The following is a 15059-nucleotide window of genomic DNA, read 5'->3' as shown; positions in this document are numbered from 1 at the left end:
GAGGACGCATGGCGAGGGGAATCATGGCCAAGTCGGCCGAGGAACGCTGGGGGCAGTTCTTCCGGTACGGGCCCTACGCCCTGCTCTCCATCGCGACCGTCATCGGCGCCGCGGCCGCCGAGTCACTCATGAGCCCGGCAGAGGCTTACGCGGCCGGGGCCATGCTCCTCGCCGCCCTCGCCCTCCAGGTGTGGTGGCACCGCACGCCGGGCCCGCCGCTGCCCGAGCCGTCGCCGCGCGGCGAGGTGTACTACGGCCTGCGCACCCTCCTCGCCGCCGCGCTGACCTGGCTCAACCCCCTCTTCGCCATCTACGCCTGCGTCGGATACTTCGACGTCGCCCATCTGGTCCGGGGCCGGGCCGTACGCCCCGCGCTGATCGTCGTGGCCCTCACCATGGCCGGCTCCCAGTCCGGCGGCCTGCCGCCCGGCTCGGCACTCCAATGGGTCGTCTTCGGCGGTCTGTTCGCCCTCAACGCCGGCATCGCCGTGATCTTCAGCCAGATCGGCGCCAAGGAGACCGAGGCCGCCCGCGAGAAGGCCGCCACCATCGCCGCCCTGGAGACCGCGCTCGCCGAGAACGCCGCTCTGCACGCCCAACTGCTCGTCCAGGCCCGGGAAGCGGGGGTCGCCGACGAACGCCGCCGGCTCGCCGCCGAGATCCACGACACCCTCGCCCAGGGCCTGACCGGCATCATCGCCCAGCTCCAGGTCGTCACCGCCACCGACAACCCCGAAGTGGCCCGCCGGCACGCCGAGCGCGCCCAGGCGCTGGCCCGTCACTCCCTCGGCGAGGCCCGGCGCTCGGTGCAGAACCTCTCCCCGGCCGACCTGGCGCACGCCACCCTCCCCGAGGCGCTGAAGCGGTGCGTCACCGACTGGGCCGAACGCGTGGGCGTCGCGGCCCGGTTCACCGTCACCGGCACCGAGGAGCCCCTGCACGACGAGGTCGCCGCGACCCTGCTGCGGATCGGACAGGAGGCCCTCGCCAACACCGCCAGGCACGCGCACGCCACCCGCACCGGCGTCACCCTCTCCTACATGGGCGACGAAGTGACCCTCGACGTACGGGACGACGGACGCGGCTTCGACCCGCTCGTCCCGGCCGCCCGCACCGCCACCGGAGGCTTCGGCCTCGACGGCATGCGGGCCCGCGCCGCACGGATCGCGGGCACCCTCACCGTGGAGAGCGAGCCCGGCGCCGGAACCGCCGTGAGCGCTCGCGTACCGTTGGTCCGCCATGGCTGAGCACACGATCTCCCTGATCCTGGTCGACGACCACCCCGTCGTACGCGACGGTCTGCGCGGCATGTTCGCCGCCGGCCCCGGCTTCGACGTCCTCGGCGAGGCCGCGAGCGGCCCCGAGGGCGTGGAGCTCGCCCTGCGCCTGGACCCGGACGTGGTCCTCATGGACCTGCGGATGCCCGGCGGCGGTGGCGTCGAGGCCATCGCCGAGCTCACCCGCCGCGGCGCCCGCGCCAAGGTCCTCGTCCTCACCACGTACGACACCGACTCCGACACGCTCCCCGCCATCGAGGCGGGCGCCACCGGCTACCTCCTCAAGGACGCGCCCCGCGACGAGCTGTTCGCCGCCGTCCGTGCCGCCGCCGCGGGCCGCACGGTCCTGTCGCCCGCGGTCGCCGCCCGGCTGGTCTCCGCGGTCCGCGCCCCCGCCGCCCCCGGCGGCGAGACCCTCTCGGCTCGCGAACGCGAAGTCCTCGAACTCGTCGCCAAGGGCACCTCCAACCGCGAGATCGCCGCCGAGCTGTTCATCAGCGAGGCCACCGTCAAGACCCACCTCACCCACGTCTACGCGAAGCTCGGCGCCAAGGACCGGGCCGCCGCGGTCGCCGTGGCGTACGAGCGGAAGATCCTGGGCTGACCGGGCCGCTCAGGTCCGCACCCGCAGCAGCAGCACCGAACGCGCCGGCACCGTCACGCTCTCCCCGCCCCGGTGGATGGTGCCCGGCGCCCGGGTCTGGTCCTCCTGGGAGGTGTCCACGACCAGCTCGTACGCCTCCGCCCACGGCGGGCCCGGCAGCCGGCACTCCAGCGGGCCGTCCCCGGCGTGCAGCAGCGTCAGAAAGCTGTCATCGGTGATCTGCTCGCCGCGCGCGTCACGCCCCGGTATGTCACGGCCCGACAGGTAGAGCCCCAGCGTGGCCCGGGGCGCGTACCAGTCGGCCTCCGTCATCTCCTTGCCCTCGGCGGTGAACCACGCCAGGTCCCGCAGCCCGTCCGCGCCCTGCGGCCGCCCGTCGAAGAAGGCGCGGCGGCGCAGCACCGGGTGGGTGTGGCGCAGCGCGAGGAGCCGGGTCGTCAGCTCAAGGAGGCCGCTCGGGCCCGGCTGGTCGAGCAGCGACCAGTCCAGCCAGCCGATCTCGTTGTCCTGGCAGTAGGCGTTGTTGTTGCCCCCCTGTGTGCGGCCCATCTCGTCGCCCGCCACCAGCATCGGCACCCCGGTCGACAGCAGCAGGGTGGTCAGCAGGTTGCGGATCTGGCGGCGGCGCAGCGCCTCGACCCCCTCGTCGTCGCTCTCGCCCTCCACCCCGCAGTTCCAGGCCCGGTTGTCGTTCGTGCCGTCCCGATTCCCCTCGCCGTTGGCCTCGTTGTGCTTGTGCTCGTAGGTGACGAGGTCGCGCAGGGTGAATCCGTCGTGGGCGGTGATGAAGTTGATCGAGGCGTACGGCCGCCGCCCGCCCCACGCGTACAGATCGCTCGACCCCGACAGCCGGTAGCCCAGGTCCCGTACGTCCGGCAGCGCGCCGCGCCAGAAGTCCCGTACCGCGTCGCGGTAGCGGTCGTTCCACTCCGTCCACAGCGGCGGGAACGCGCCCACCTGATAGCCGCCGTTGCCGACGTCCCACGGCTCGGCGATCAGCTTGACCCGGCGCAGCACGGGATCCTGCGCGATGACCGCGAGGAACGGCGAGAGCATGTCGACGTCGTGCATGGAGCGGGCCAGGGCCGCCGCGAGGTCGAAGCGGAAGCCGTCGACGCCCATCTCGGTGACCCAGTACCGCAGCGAGTCCGTGATCAGCCGCAGCACCTGAGGCTGGACCACGTGCAGGGTGTTGCCGCAGCCGGTGTAGTCGGTGTAGCGGCGGGCGTCCGTCTGCAGGCGGTAGTAGCCGCGGTTGTCGATGCCCTTCAGGGACAGCGTCGGGCCCAGCTCGCCCGCCTCGGCGGTGTGGTTGTAGACGACGTCGAGGATGACCTCGATGCCGGCGTCGTGCAGCGCCCGCACCATCCGCTTGAACTCGCCGACCTGCTGCCCGGTCGTGCCGGAGGCGCTGTAGGCGGCGTGCGGCGCGAAGTAGCCGATGGAGTTGTAGCCCCAGTAGTTCTTCAGGCCGCGGCGCAGCAGATGGTCCTCGTGGGCGAACTGGTGCACCGGCAGCAGCTCGACCGCCGTCACCCCCAGCCGTACGAGATGCTCGATCGCCGCCGGATGCGCGAGCCCCGCGTACGTGCCCCGCAGCCGCTCCGGGATCCCCGGATGCAGCTTGGTGAACCCCTTCACATGCAGCTCGTAGATGACCGAGTCCGGCCACGGCGTCTTCGGCCTGCGGTCGTCCGCCCAGTCGTCGTCGTCCTGCACCACGACGCCCTTGGGGACGAACGGCGCCGAGTCCCGCTCGTCGCGCACCGTGTCGGCGACATGCTGCTGCGGCCAGTCCCGGACGTGCGCGTACACCTGCGCGGGCAGCGTGAACTCCCCGTCGACCGCCCGCGCGTACGGGTCCAGGAGCAGCTTGGCCGGATTCCAGCGGGCCCCCGTCCACGGGTCCCAGCGGCCGTGCACCCGGTAGCCGTACCGCTGCCCCGCCACCACTCCCGGCACGAAACCGTGCCAGATCTCATGGGTCAGCTCGGCCAGCGGCAGCCGGGTCTCCGTGCCGTCCGGGGCGAACAGGCACAGCTCCACGGCCTCCGCCCCGCCCGCCCACAGCGCGAAGTTGGTGCCCGCGACCCCGTCCGGCCCGACCCGGCAGCGGGCCCCCAGCGGCGTCGGCGCACCCGGCCACACCACCGGCCGCGGCCGCTCCCCGACCTGCTCCACGGCAGGGGAGAGCACCGCTCCCTCCCGCACTGCCTCCTGCTCGGCTGCGCTCGACACCTGTCGGCCTCCCGCGGCTCGTCGGGCCCTGTGTGCCGCGGGCGCCGGCGGCGTCCCGGCCGTGGCTCCCCGCACATGGTCCTCCACCTGTTCTGCCCGGAGTGGTCCACTCCCAACATGACCCGCACGCACGTTTCCCCAGGAGGGTGGTGGTCGTTGGGCCACGCGTGAGACACGTACTGAAGCGGACGCGCACCGGTGTGGCCCTCGCCCTCGCGGTGGCCGCCCTGACGGCCTCCCTGGCCGGCTGCACCGGAGGCGGCGACGGTGGTGGCGACGACGCGCGCGGCGGCCGCGGCGGGACCGTCGGCCTGCCCGGCAAGGCACGGGCGCCCGGCGACATCATCAGGATCACCCCCGAGGACGGCGCCAAGAACATCGGGGCGGAGGGTCCCGTCGAGATCAGGGTGCCCAGCGGCCGCCTCGAACGGGTCAAGGTGGTCCAGGTCGAGGACGCCCAGCGCGCGGAGGTCCCCGGCGACATCAGCGACGACGGGCTGCGCTGGCGGCCCGCCGAGGGGGCGCGGCTCGCGCTGGCCGCCAAGTACAGCGTCGACGCGGTCGCCCTGGACGCCCACGGCCGCCGCTCGGCCCGGCACACCACCTTCACCACCTTCGTGCCGGCGGAGAGGTTCATCGGCTACTTCAAACCGGAGAACCGTTCGACCGTCGGCACCGGCATGATCGTTTCATTTACCTTCAACCGGCAGATCGACAACCGCGCCGCGGTCGAGCGCGCCATCCGCGTCACCTCCGATCCGCCGGTGGAGATCAAGGGCCACTGGTTCGGCAAGGACCGGCTCGACTTCCGCCCCCAGGAGTACTGGCGCCCCGGCACCGAGGTCACCGTCGACCTGGCGCTGCGTGACGTCGAGGGCGCGAAGGGGGTGTACGGGATCCAGCGCAAGACCATCGGCTTCAAGGTCGGCCGCTCCCAGGTCTCCCTCGTCGACGCGGCCGCGCACACCATGGAGGTGCGGCGCGACGGACGGGTGGTGAGCACCCTGCCCATCACCGCCGGGGCGCCGAAGACGACCACCTACAACGGCAAGATGGTCGTCACGGAGCTCTTCGACGTGACCCGGATGGACGGCCGGACCGTCGGCTTCGGCGGAGAGTACGACATCAAGGACGTTCCCCACGCGATGCGGCTCACCACCTCCGGGACCTTCCTGCACGGCAACTACTGGGCCGCCCCCGCCACCTTCGGCAAGGCCAACGTCAGCCACGGCTGTGTCGGACTGCGCGACGAGAAGGGCGGCAGCCCGGACACCCCGGCGGGCTGGTTCTTCGACCGGACCCTCGTCGGCGACGTGGTGGAGGTGGTCAATTCCCGTGACCGTAAGGTCGCTCCCGACAACGGCCTCGGAGGCTGGAACATGGACTGGGTCCAGTGGAAGGCCGGATCCGCCCTGCGCTGACCCCCGCCCCGACCCCGCGCGCCTTTCGGACCAGCCCGCGACACCCCGCCCCTCCCGGACAAGTTGGGACTGAACGGTGACATTCGCGGTGAACGCGAGCCGTCCGCGGTGTGATTATCTATCGCCGTGCGTGCGAGAGGAGTGCGCGGGGGTGCGGGCCATGGCGTTGCCTGGCCGTGCGAGGGGAGACGGACATCGTGAACGGGCAGCCGATATCGGGAGCATCGGCAGGGGTGGGCGGCAGGCGGCGCGGGGGCACCGGTCTGCTGGCTCTGGTGCTGGGGGCGCTGCTGCTCCTGGTGACGGCCTGCGGAGGCGGCGACGCCTCCGGCAGTGGCAAGAACGACGGGGGGAAGAAGGACGGCGGTGCCGCCGCCGAGAACACCGCCTCCCAGGCCGTGGTGACGGTCTCCCCGAAGGACGGCGCGGAGTCGGTCGCCACCAGCGGCGCCCTCAAGGTGACCGCCGCCCAGGGCACGCTGACCACGGTCACCGTCTCCGACTCGAAGGGCAACCCCGTCGAGGGGAAGATGGGCGCGGGCGGCGCCAGCTGGGAGCCCCTGCGGCACCTGTCCGCCGGGACCAAGTACAAGGTGCACGCGGTCGCGAAGGACGCCGAGGGCCGTGAGTCGGCGAAGGACACCACCTTCACCACGCTCGTCCCGAAGAACACCTTCATCGGCCACTACACGCCTGAGGACGGCCAGACCGTCGGTGTCGGCATGCCGGTCTCCATCAACTTCACCCGCGGCATCACCAACCCGCAGGCCGTGGAGAACGCCATCAAGGTGACGGCCGTGCCGGCCGTGCGGATCGAGGGCCACTGGTTCGGCAACGACCGCCTCGACTTCCGCCCTGAGAAGTACTGGGCCGCGGGCACCAAGGTGACCGTGGAGTTCAACCTGGACGGCGTCGAGGGCCGCCCCGGCGTCTACGGCAAGCAGAAGAAGAAGGTCAGTTTCACCATCGGCCGCAGCCAGGTCTCCACCGTGGACGCGAGCGAGAAGACGATGAAGGTCGTCCGGGACGGCAAGACGATCCGTACGATCCCGATCACCGCGGGCGCGCCGTCCACGACGACGTACAACGGCGAGATGGTCATCAGTGAGAAGTACAAGGTGACCCGGATGAACGGCGCCACCGTCGGCTTCGGCGGCGAGTACGACATCAAGGACGTGCCGCACGCGATGCGCCTGTCGACCTCGGGCACCTTCGTCCACGGCAACTACTGGGCGTCCAGCGGCACCTTCGGCTCGGCCAACGTCAGCCACGGCTGCGTCGGTCTGCGGGACGTGCGGGGCGCGGGCGACGGCGGGACGCCGGCCGCCTGGTTCTACAACAACTCGATCATCGGCGACGTCGTGATCGTGAAGAACTCCAAGGACAAGAAGATCAAGCCGGACAACGGCCTGAACGGCTGGAACATGCCCTGGTCGGAGTGGATCAAGTAAGCGTCCCGCGCGGGGGCCCGGTGCTGTGACCGACAGCACCGGGCCCCCGCGCGTTAACGAGGGCTAACCTGCCCCCATGACCGTTTCTCTCGAAGTCTCCGAAGGCGTCGGCACGATCCGCCTGGACCGCCCGCCGATGAACGCGCTCGACATCGCGACCCAGGACCGGCTGCGCGAGCTCGCCGAGGAGGCGACCCGCCGGGACGACGTCCGCGCGGTGATTCTGTACGGTGGCGAGAAGGTGTTCGCGGCCGGTGCGGACATCAAGGAGATGCAGGACATGGACCACACGGCCATGGTGCTGCGCTCCAAGGCCCTCCAGGACTCCTTCACCGCCGTGGCGCGCATCCCCAAGCCGGTCGTCGCGGCGATCACCGGCTACGCCCTCGGCGGCGGCTGCGAGCTCACGCTCTGCGCCGACTACCGGATCGCCGCCGACAACGCCAAGCTCGGCCAGCCGGAGATCCTGCTCGGCCTGATCCCCGGTGCGGGCGGCACCCAGCGTCTGTCCCGCCTCATCGGCCCCTCCAAGGCCAAGGACCTCATCTTCACCGGCCGTATGGTCAAGGCGGACGAGGCCCTGGAACTCGGCCTGGTCGACCGGGTCGTCCCCGCGGCCGAGGTCTACGAGCAGGCCCGCGCCTGGGCTGCCAAGCTCGCCCAGGGCCCGGCCCTCGCCCTGCGGGCGGCCAAGGAGTCGGTCGACGCCGGTCTGGAGACCGACATCGACACCGGCCTGACCATCGAACGCAACTGGTTCGCCGGTCTGTTCGCCACCGAGGACCGGGAGCGCGGGATGCGCAGCTTCGTGGAGGAGGGCCCGGGGAAGGCCAAATTCCTCTGATCAACCCGGAGTTGCTCCGCGTCAGCCATGCGGGTGGTTTAGCCACGCCTTAAGGCAGCCTTAAGCGGTCGCGGCCGGTGATCATCCGTGATCACCCGTGCGCACGGTGTCATCGCAGGTGGGCATGGCTATGGACCCCTTTGCGTGCCGCTGGCATATGCCGATCGACGCCCCCGGGGCCGTCCGCTCCGGGGGATCGATTCCTCGGGAACGGCCCCGTGTGGCCCTTTGGGCAGCCATGATGGGGGCATGGCGGGCCTGGAGGACATGGAGCAACCGCGGCAGCGCGGCGGCGCTACGGCCGCGCGGTGGGCGCCGGCCGTCGACGACGAACAGGCGCTGAAAGTGCTCGAGTTGTTCGGCAATCCGGTCGAGGACGAGGTGCGGCTGCCGTCCCGGCCCGAGTCCGCCGCCACCGCCCGCCGCCTCGCCCAGTGCGTGGTCCTGCGCCAGTGGGGGCTCGGCCCCCAGGTGGCCGAACACGCCGTGCTGCTCGTCTCCGAGCTCGTCGGCAACGCCGTCCGGCACACCGGCGCCCGAGTCTTCGGACTGCGCATGCTCCGCCGCCGCGGCTGGATCCGGATCGAGGTGCGCGACCCCTCCCGCGGACTGCCCTGCCTGATGCCGGTGGGCGAGCTGGACACCAGCGGCCGCGGCCTCTTCCTCGTCGACAAGCTCTCCGACCGCTGGGGCGTGGACCTGCTGCCGCGCGGCAAGACCACCTGGTTCGAGATGCGCGTGACCGACCGCTGATACACAGAAGCCCCCGTGCGGGGGCTTCTGTGTATGGAGCGCCGTGGATCGGGGGGGTGTATCCACGGTGCTCGGACGACCTGGCCCGGGTCAATGGGGGTCGTGTCTCCGACTATGGCAGACGGGGGGCCTTGCCGCCAAAAGAGCCTACCGGGGCAAATCCGACCATAACCTCACAGTTAACCAGTGAATCGTAGGTGAGGTGGGCCACGAGCCTCATAAACTGTGAATAAATATGGGGCGCGGTGGTTGTTTCGTCGCTCCCGATCTTGGGGGAAGTCCTCGCGACCCGTAAGGGTGCGAAGAGGGTCAATCACCGGGAACCGGTCGTTATCCCCCTTAAATGGTCGCGTGATCCTGACCGACCGCCGCGGCGCACTGCGGGTGGGCGCTGCCGCCGCCGTCGCGGGAGCCCTCACCACCGCCTGCGCCGGCCACGGCTCCCCGGCCGCCCCCGCCGCGCCCGCCACCACCCCTCCGGCGCCCGCCCCGGCCCCGGGCCCCCGCCGCTTCCCCGGACGGCCCGCGCAGATCACCCACGGCCCCGCCGGCCGCCCCCGGGTCGCGCTCACCTTCCACGGCGGCGGCGACCCCGCCACCGCCCGCGCGCTGCTCACCGAGGCCGAGCGCCGCGACGCCCGCGTCACCGTCCTCGCCGTCGGCGGCTGGCTCGACCAGCACCCCGACATGGCCCGCCGGATCCTGGACGGCGGACATGAGCTGGGCAACCACACCCAGCGCCACCTGGACATCAACGCCATGGCCGAGGCCGAGGCCTATGCCGAGATCACCGCCTGCGCGACTCGGCTGCGGCGGCTCACCGGCTCCATCGGCGCGTGGTTCCGGCCCTCCCGCGCCAAGGCCGCCTCCTCGCTCGTCCAGCGCCTCGCCCAGCGGGCCGGCTACCCCCACGTCCTGTCGTACGACGTCGACTCGCTCGACTTCACCTCGCCCGGCGCCCCCGCCGTCCTGCGCACGGTCACCCGGCAGATCCGCAACGGATCGGTGGTGAGCCTGCACTTCGGCTACGCGGACACGGTCGCCGCCCTGCCCGCCCTGCTCGACGAACTCGACCGCCGCGGTCTGCGCGCGGTGACCACCACGGAGCTGCTGACCTGATGCTGCACCTGACCAAGCGATCGACGATCCTGCTCGCCGCCACGCTGCTCGCCGCCCTCGCCGGCTGCGGGACCTCCTCGGACCGCGCGACGGACGACGGCACGAAGGCCGCCGCGCCGCCCGGCGTGGCGAAGAAGAAGCCGGCCGCGCCACCCGGGCTCGCGGGCATGCCGCCCGTCCTCGACCCCAAGGACATCTACGCCGCCAACCGCCCGGGCAAGCTCTCCCCGGTGGTCAAGGGCTTCCCGTCCCGGGTGTACGTCCCCAACACCAACTCCAACACGGTCTCGGTCATCGACCCGGCCACGTACAAGGTCGTCGAGACCATCCCGGTCGGCATCCAGCCGCAGCACGTCGTCCCCTCCTGGGACCTGAAGACCCTCTGGGTGAACAACAACCGCGGCCACACCCTCACCCCGATCGACCCGGCCACCGGCATCGCCGGCAAGCCGGTCGAGGTGCACGACCCGTACAACCTCTACTTCACGCCCAACGGCAAGTACGCGGTAGTCATGGCCTCCCTCGACCGCGAGCTGGTCTTCCGGGACCCGCACACCATGGACCGCGTCCACACCGAGCCCGTCTCCTGCTACGGCGTCAACCACGCCGACTTCTCCGCCGACGGCAAGTACTTCATCGTCTCCTGCGAGTTCTCCGGCGAACTCCTCAAGGTCGACACGGAGAAGATGAAGGTCGTCGCCCAGCAGAAGCTGCCCTTCGAGGGCGCCATGCCGCAGGACGTGAAGATCTCGCCCGACGGCAAGACCTTCTACATCGCGGACATGATGGCCCACGGCATGTGGGTCCTCGACGGCGAGAAGTTCACCGAGCCCAAGCTCCTGCCGACCGGCAAGGGCTGCCACGGCCTCTACATCTCCCGCGACTCCAAGGAGATGTACGTCTCCAACCGCGGCGAGGGCTCCATCTCCGTCTTCGACTTCGCCCAGAACAAGCTCACCAAGAAGTGGTGGCTGCCCGACGGCGGCTCCCCGGACATGGGCGGCGTCTCGGCGGACGGGAAGGTGCTGTGGCTGTCCGGCCGCTACGACTCCGAGGTGTACGCCATCGACACCACGACCGGCAAGCAGCTCGCCCGGATCCCGGTCGGCGGCGGCCCCCACGGCCTCGCGGTCTACCCGCAGCCCGGCCGCTACTCCCTCGGCCACACCGGCGTCTTCCGCTGACACGGCGGACGGCCCCCGGCGCACACCGGGGGCCGCCGCCTCACCGGCCCGTCACCACAGCACCGGCAGCCGTTCCGGCAGCCGCTTGATGAAGCCCGTACGCCACACCAGCTGCTCCGGCGGCACCGCGAGCCTCAGCTCCGGCATCCGCTCCACCAGCGCCGCGAGCGCGGTCGCCGCATGGGCCCGGCCCAGCGCGGTGGCCGGGCAGAAGTGCCGCCCTGCACCGAACGACAGATGCGGATTGTCCTCGCGCGCCAGGTCCAGGCGCTCGGGGTCCTTGAAGGCGGCCGGATCGAAGTTGGCCGCCTCCACCAGCACAAGCACCAGCTCGCCCTCGTGGACCAGCACCTCGCCGAGGCGTACGTCCTCCAGCGCGATCCTCGGCAGACCGTCACCGATGGACAGGTTCCAGCGCAGCAGCTCCTCCACCGCCCGGTCCATCCGCTCCGGGTGCTCGCGCAGATACCCGATGAGCTCGGGGTGCTGAAGCAGCGCGAGCACCGCCAGGACCAGGAACGAGGACGTGGAGACCGCGCCCGCGCCGAAGAGCGAGACCGCGACCGTGGCGAGCATCTCGTCCGTCAGATGCGCCGACTCGCGCTCCTCGCGCAGGGCGGCGAGCGCCCCCAGCAGCCCGGAGCGCCGCTCCGGCGGGGCGTTCAGATGGCGGACCATCAGATCGACGTCCTTGTACCAGTTCACCCGCGACCCGTCGAAGGGTTCGGCGCTGGTCATGAAGGCGATGTCCAGGCTGGACATCAGCCGCCGCCACTCGTCGAACGGCACCCCGATCACCCGGCAGTGCAGCGCCGCCGAGAAGGGGTCGGCGAACCCCGCCCGGAAGTCGGCGGGCGGGCCCTCGGTCAGCAGCCCGTCGATGAGCTCGTCCGCCGTCGCGCGCAGCCACTCGGTCAGTCCGCCGGCGCGCGGGTTGAGCGCCTTCATCACCGCGCTGCGCAGCCCCGCGCTGTTGATGTTCCCCATGTTGTTGACGACCTCGGGCGGGATTGTCAGCGCGTACTGCCTCGGCATCCCCTCGGAGGCCGTGTGCCGCAGGCTGAACCGCTCGTCCTCCAGGACCTGCCGGGCCAGCGCGTGGCTGCTCACCAGCCACGCCGCGTCGCCGGTGAGCGTACGCACCCGGGCCACCGGGGCCTTCTCGCGCAGGGCCGCGCACTCGGCCGGCAGGACGTCGCCGCGCCGCGACAGCGGGAACTCCAGGGTCTCAAGCGGCGTCTCAAGCGGCTCGACGGTCATGGCCGGTGCTCCCTTCGGCGGGGCGGACGACGGCGTAGCCCTGGTTGCGGGCGGCGCGCAGACCGCCGCCCTTGGCGTAGAGCAGCTCGGTCAGCGGTATCAGCTGGTGGTAGCAGGAGACGGAGGAGGGCACGTCCAGGATGCCCGGGGTGTCCAGGAAGAAAGGGAGTTCGGCGGCGATGTAGTCGAGGCAGGCGGTCCGCTGCCGATCGGTGACCGGGGCGCCGCCCGCGACCTTGGGGGCGAGGAAGGTGTCGACCATGGCGTCGCAGCCCTTGCGGAACTCGGCGTCCGTGGCGAGGAAGTGGCGTACGCGGCGGTGCAGCAGGGTGTAGACGGGGTTGGCCGCGAACTCGGAGAGCGCCCGCACCCGGATGGGCACGCCTGGTGGCCCGGCCGCCTCCACCCCGGCCAGCACCCTTCGGCGCACCGCCTTGAGTTCCTTGGCCGCACGCCGCGCCGCGTGCCCCTCGTCATGGCCGAGCGCCGCGAACATGTCCGCGACGTGCAGGTCGGCGTAGACGAAGTCCACCGCGGTGAAGCGCCGGGTGGCCCAGCGGGTCAGCTCGGCGACCCGGGTGGCGTTGAAGTAACTGTTGCCCGGCGAGACGCCGATGAGTACGTGATCGCCCTCGTCCCAGATGATGTTGCAGAGGGGGGTGAAGGGCCGGACCGTGAACGTGTCTTCGATGAGAGTCACTGAGTGATCGCCCTCGCGCCGCTTGTCCCTGGGAGCCCTGTGCTCCTGGTGTGGCGACGACGGCATGAAGTTACGTGCGGCGTCGGAGAGTGACGAGAGGAATGCGCTCTGTTTGGCGGGAAGTTGATGCTCCGTGGCGTGAAAGAGGCTTTCCGTGTTACGGAAAGGTGAATGGTATGGCCCCGTTGGGGGCGGCCGCCCCACGATGCGGGGCGCCCCAGGCGCACCGATAATCTGACCCCCGTCAACAAGGGCACCAGAGAACACAGGGGTGGATGCAGTGGCGGACATCGAGTCGGCGCGCAAGGCGTTCGAGAAGTTCGACGTGGACGGCGACGGGCAGATCACGGCCGCGGAGTACAAGAGCGTCATGGCGCAGCTGGGCGACTTCCACGTCACCGAGCCGGTGGCGCAGGCCGTCATCAACGCCCAGGACAGCAACGGCGACGGCAAGCTGACCTGGGACGAGTTCTGGGCGCACCTCAACAAGGGCTGAGCTCAGCAGGCCTGGCCCCGACGGGGCCCGAGCTCGCCGAGGCCTGAGCTCGTCAAGGCCTGATCTCACGAGGTCGGAGCTCAATAGGCCTGACCTCGGCAGGGCCTCACCTCGCGAGGATCGGCCTCAGCGGGCCTGGCCTCATCGAGGCCGGACGGCGCCGGGTGCCGGCGCCGTCCGCCCGTCCTCTCACCGTCCGCCGGCCGCGCGTGCGGCCAGCTTCGCCGGGGACAGGACGACCACCGCCCGGCGCCGGGTCTCCACGGCACCCTCCTCCCGGAGCGTGCGCAGTGCCCGGGCCGCCGTACGGGGCGACACCCCCAGCGCGTCGGCCAGTTCGGTCTGGGTGAGCCCGACCGGTGGCGTCCGCGCCGGCACCGGGCCCCGCCCCGAGCCGTACGCAAGCAGTTCGAGCAGGAGCGCGGCGAGCCGGTCCGGGGTGTCCCGTACCGCCGTACGCAGCCTGCTCCGGTCCGAGGCGCGCAGCCGGTCGGCGACCACGCCGAGCAGCGCGAGCGCCGCCCCGGGCGCCGCCTCCAGATGGCGCAGGAAGTCCTCGCGAGGTATCACCCGCAGCCGCACCCGGCTGCCCGCCGTCACCCGGGCGAGCCGGGGATGCCCGTCGATCGCGGCCAGTTCACCGACGACCGAGCCCGGCCCGCGCAAGGAGAGCAGCACCCCCCGGCCGTCCGCGTCGGGCAGGGCGACCTTGGCCCAGCCGTCCAGGATCAGCAGCACATGGCGGGACTCCTCCTCCTCGCGCAGCAGCAGTTCGCCCGGCTCCTTCGAGGCCGGTGTGCCGAGCCGCAGCAACTGGTCGAGCTCCGCCCCGCGCAGCCGGGCCAGATAGCTGTCCGGATTCCCGCCGGTCGTCATCGCCATGACCTCCCGCCCCGGGGGCCTCAACAGCAGCCCGGTTTCCCCGTGTTGAACACGTCATCTGACATTGTCGCCCCCTCGCGGCCGAACGACGATGAGGAGGAACGCTCAAGGAGGCACTGTGCACACGGATGAGGCGGACGCCCGACGGGATCTGCTGCTGATCGACACCGAGGATTCCAAGTCCCGCAACGACCAAGGGCTGACCGCGGTGAGCGAGGCCCTCGACACGGTGATGTACGCCCTGCTCGACGCGGCCGGCGCCCGCCCGGACCACTGCGTGATCGCCTACCGCGGCGACGGCGCGCTCGTCGTCGTCGACCCGCGGGTACCCCTGCCGGTCCTGCTGCGGACCCTGCTCGTGACCGTGCCCGACGAGCTCGACGACCACAACCGCCGCACGCCCGGCCCGCCGGTACGCCAGCGCTTCGTCCTGCACCGCGGCGCGGTGACCTTCCGTAAGGACGACGTCCTCGGCTTCGCGGTCAACGACGCCTTCGTCCTGCTCGGCAGCGACCCGCTCAAGCGGAGGCTGCGCGAGCGGCCCCAGGACGCGTTCGCGCTCTGCGTCTCCCAGACCGTCTACGACGAGGCTGTCCGCCCCGACCACAAGGGCATCCGGCGCGAGCGCTTCCACCAGATCCTCGTGGAGAGCCGCAACGAGACCCTGCTCGGCTGGCTGTACGGAGAGAAGCCCGCCGCGCCCGTCCGGCCCTCCCTCGCGGAGCCGCCCCGCGAGACGACCGCCCCCACGGGAACCGTCCGGGACATCCGCGGCGGCAGCAACATCATCGGCAGCGTCTTCCACGGCGATGTACGTACGGAGGACTGAC

At 71.5% G+C, this 15059-nt stretch carries 14 protein-coding genes; 10 read left to right on the top strand and 4 right to left on the bottom strand.

The genetic code is table 11. From position 1 onward, the window contains the following. Window positions 1-8 precede the first annotated feature (8 nt). Complete coding sequence (locus ACZ7LT_RS20945) at window positions 9-1247, top strand: sensor histidine kinase (RefSeq protein ID WP_471237566.1); 1239 nt, start codon at window positions 9-11, stop codon at window positions 1245-1247. Continuing rightward, entirely contained in the window at window positions 1240-1881 is a 642-nt protein-coding gene (locus tag ACZ7LT_RS20940) for a response regulator (protein ID WP_471237565.1), read from the top strand. Before ACZ7LT_RS20945 ends, ACZ7LT_RS20940 begins: the two co-directional genes overlap by 8 nt. Window positions 1882-1890: 9 nt before the next feature. Here ACZ7LT_RS20940 and glgX read toward each other — a convergent pair whose 3' ends face one another. Continuing rightward, on the bottom strand, window positions 1891-4119 hold the full coding sequence (gene glgX / locus ACZ7LT_RS20935; protein WP_471237564.1) for a glycogen debranching protein GlgX: 2229 nt from the start codon (window positions 4117-4119) through the stop codon (window positions 1891-1893). Between the two features lie 167 nt (window positions 4120-4286). Between glgX and ACZ7LT_RS20930 the strand changes: the two genes are divergently transcribed. From ACZ7LT_RS20930 to ACZ7LT_RS20905, 6 genes are all read left to right on the top strand, one after another. After that, window positions 4287-5540, top strand: a complete 1254-nt coding sequence (locus tag ACZ7LT_RS20930) for a L,D-transpeptidase (protein ID WP_471237563.1) — start codon at window positions 4287-4289, stop codon at window positions 5538-5540. 197 nt (window positions 5541-5737) lie between these two features. Next, window positions 5738-6991, top strand: a complete 1254-nt coding sequence (locus tag ACZ7LT_RS20925; protein ID WP_471237562.1) for a L,D-transpeptidase — start codon at window positions 5738-5740, stop codon at window positions 6989-6991. Window positions 6992-7067: 76 nt separating this feature from the next. Next, window positions 7068-7835, top strand: a complete 768-nt coding sequence (locus tag ACZ7LT_RS20920) for an enoyl-CoA hydratase/isomerase family protein (protein ID WP_471237561.1) — start codon at window positions 7068-7070, stop codon at window positions 7833-7835. 249 nt (window positions 7836-8084) lie between these two features. Further along, entirely contained in the window at window positions 8085-8588 is a 504-nt protein-coding gene (locus ACZ7LT_RS20915; protein WP_471237560.1) for an ATP-binding protein, read from the top strand. A 351-nt stretch (window positions 8589-8939) separates the two neighbouring features. Then, a complete protein-coding gene (locus tag ACZ7LT_RS20910) occupies window positions 8940-9707 on the top strand; it encodes a polysaccharide deacetylase family protein (RefSeq protein ID WP_471237559.1) in 768 nt (255 codons plus the stop codon). Next, window positions 9707-10891, top strand: coding sequence for a YVTN family beta-propeller repeat protein (locus ACZ7LT_RS20905; protein WP_471237558.1), 1185 nt, complete (start codon window positions 9707-9709; stop codon window positions 10889-10891). Before ACZ7LT_RS20910 ends, ACZ7LT_RS20905 begins: the two co-directional genes overlap by 1 nt. A gap of 51 nt (window positions 10892-10942) precedes the next feature. Here ACZ7LT_RS20905 and ACZ7LT_RS20900 read toward each other — a convergent pair whose 3' ends face one another. Both ACZ7LT_RS20900 and ACZ7LT_RS20895 read right to left on the bottom strand, forming a co-directional pair. After that, complete coding sequence (locus tag ACZ7LT_RS20900) at window positions 10943-12151, bottom strand: cytochrome P450 (protein ID WP_471237557.1); 1209 nt, start codon at window positions 12149-12151, stop codon at window positions 10943-10945. Continuing rightward, complete coding sequence (locus ACZ7LT_RS20895; RefSeq protein ID WP_471237556.1) at window positions 12132-12851, bottom strand: cyclodityrosine synthase; 720 nt, start codon at window positions 12849-12851, stop codon at window positions 12132-12134. Before ACZ7LT_RS20895 ends, ACZ7LT_RS20900 begins: the two co-directional genes overlap by 20 nt. 280 nt (window positions 12852-13131) lie before the next feature. On the opposite strand from ACZ7LT_RS20895, the gene ACZ7LT_RS20890 reads away from it, so the two are divergent. Beyond that, window positions 13132-13347 carry an EF-hand domain-containing protein gene (locus tag ACZ7LT_RS20890; protein ID WP_471237555.1) on the top strand — a complete coding sequence of 72 codons (216 nt, stop codon included), beginning with the start codon at window positions 13132-13134 and terminating at the stop codon, window positions 13345-13347. Window positions 13348-13536: 189 nt separating this feature from the next. Here ACZ7LT_RS20890 and ACZ7LT_RS20885 read toward each other — a convergent pair whose 3' ends face one another. Continuing rightward, window positions 13537-14229: a Crp/Fnr family transcriptional regulator gene (locus tag ACZ7LT_RS20885; RefSeq protein ID WP_471237554.1), complete on the bottom strand. Its 693-nt coding sequence runs from the start codon at window positions 14227-14229 to the stop codon at window positions 13537-13539. A 118-nt stretch (window positions 14230-14347) separates the two neighbouring features. On the opposite strand from ACZ7LT_RS20885, the gene ACZ7LT_RS20880 reads away from it, so the two are divergent. Further along, window positions 14348-15058: a hypothetical protein gene (locus tag ACZ7LT_RS20880; protein ID WP_471237553.1), complete on the top strand. Its 711-nt coding sequence runs from the start codon at window positions 14348-14350 to the stop codon at window positions 15056-15058. Window position 15059: the final 1 nt, after the last annotated feature.

The organism is Streptomyces sp. NPDC039465, from assembly GCF_055639315.1.
The sequence above is the reverse complement of the archived record's forward strand: the minus strand, read 5'-3'. Positions and strand labels throughout refer to the sequence as shown.

What these genes read in the sequence shown, in the direction of transcription:
- ACZ7LT_RS20945 (WP_471237566.1), top strand. Translation starts at nt 9, where the DNA reads ATGGCGAGGGGAATCATGGCCAAGTCGGCCGAGGAACGCTGGGGGCAG.
- ACZ7LT_RS20940 (WP_471237565.1), top strand. Translation starts at nt 1,240, where the DNA reads ATGGCTGAGCACACGATCTCCCTGATCCTGGTCGACGACCACCCCGTC.
- ACZ7LT_RS20920 (WP_471237561.1), top strand. Translation starts at nt 7,068, where the DNA reads ATGACCGTTTCTCTCGAAGTCTCCGAAGGCGTCGGCACGATCCGCCTG.
- ACZ7LT_RS20915 (WP_471237560.1), top strand. Translation starts at nt 8,085, where the DNA reads ATGGCGGGCCTGGAGGACATGGAGCAACCGCGGCAGCGCGGCGGCGCT.
- ACZ7LT_RS20905 (WP_471237558.1), top strand. Translation starts at nt 9,707, where the DNA reads ATGCTGCACCTGACCAAGCGATCGACGATCCTGCTCGCCGCCACGCTG.
- ACZ7LT_RS20900 (WP_471237557.1), bottom strand. Translation starts at nt 12,151, where the DNA reads ATGACCGTCGAGCCGCTTGAGACGCCGCTTGAGACCCTGGAGTTCCCG.
- ACZ7LT_RS20885 (WP_471237554.1), bottom strand. Translation starts at nt 14,229, where the DNA reads ATGGCGATGACGACCGGCGGGAATCCGGACAGCTATCTGGCCCGGCTG.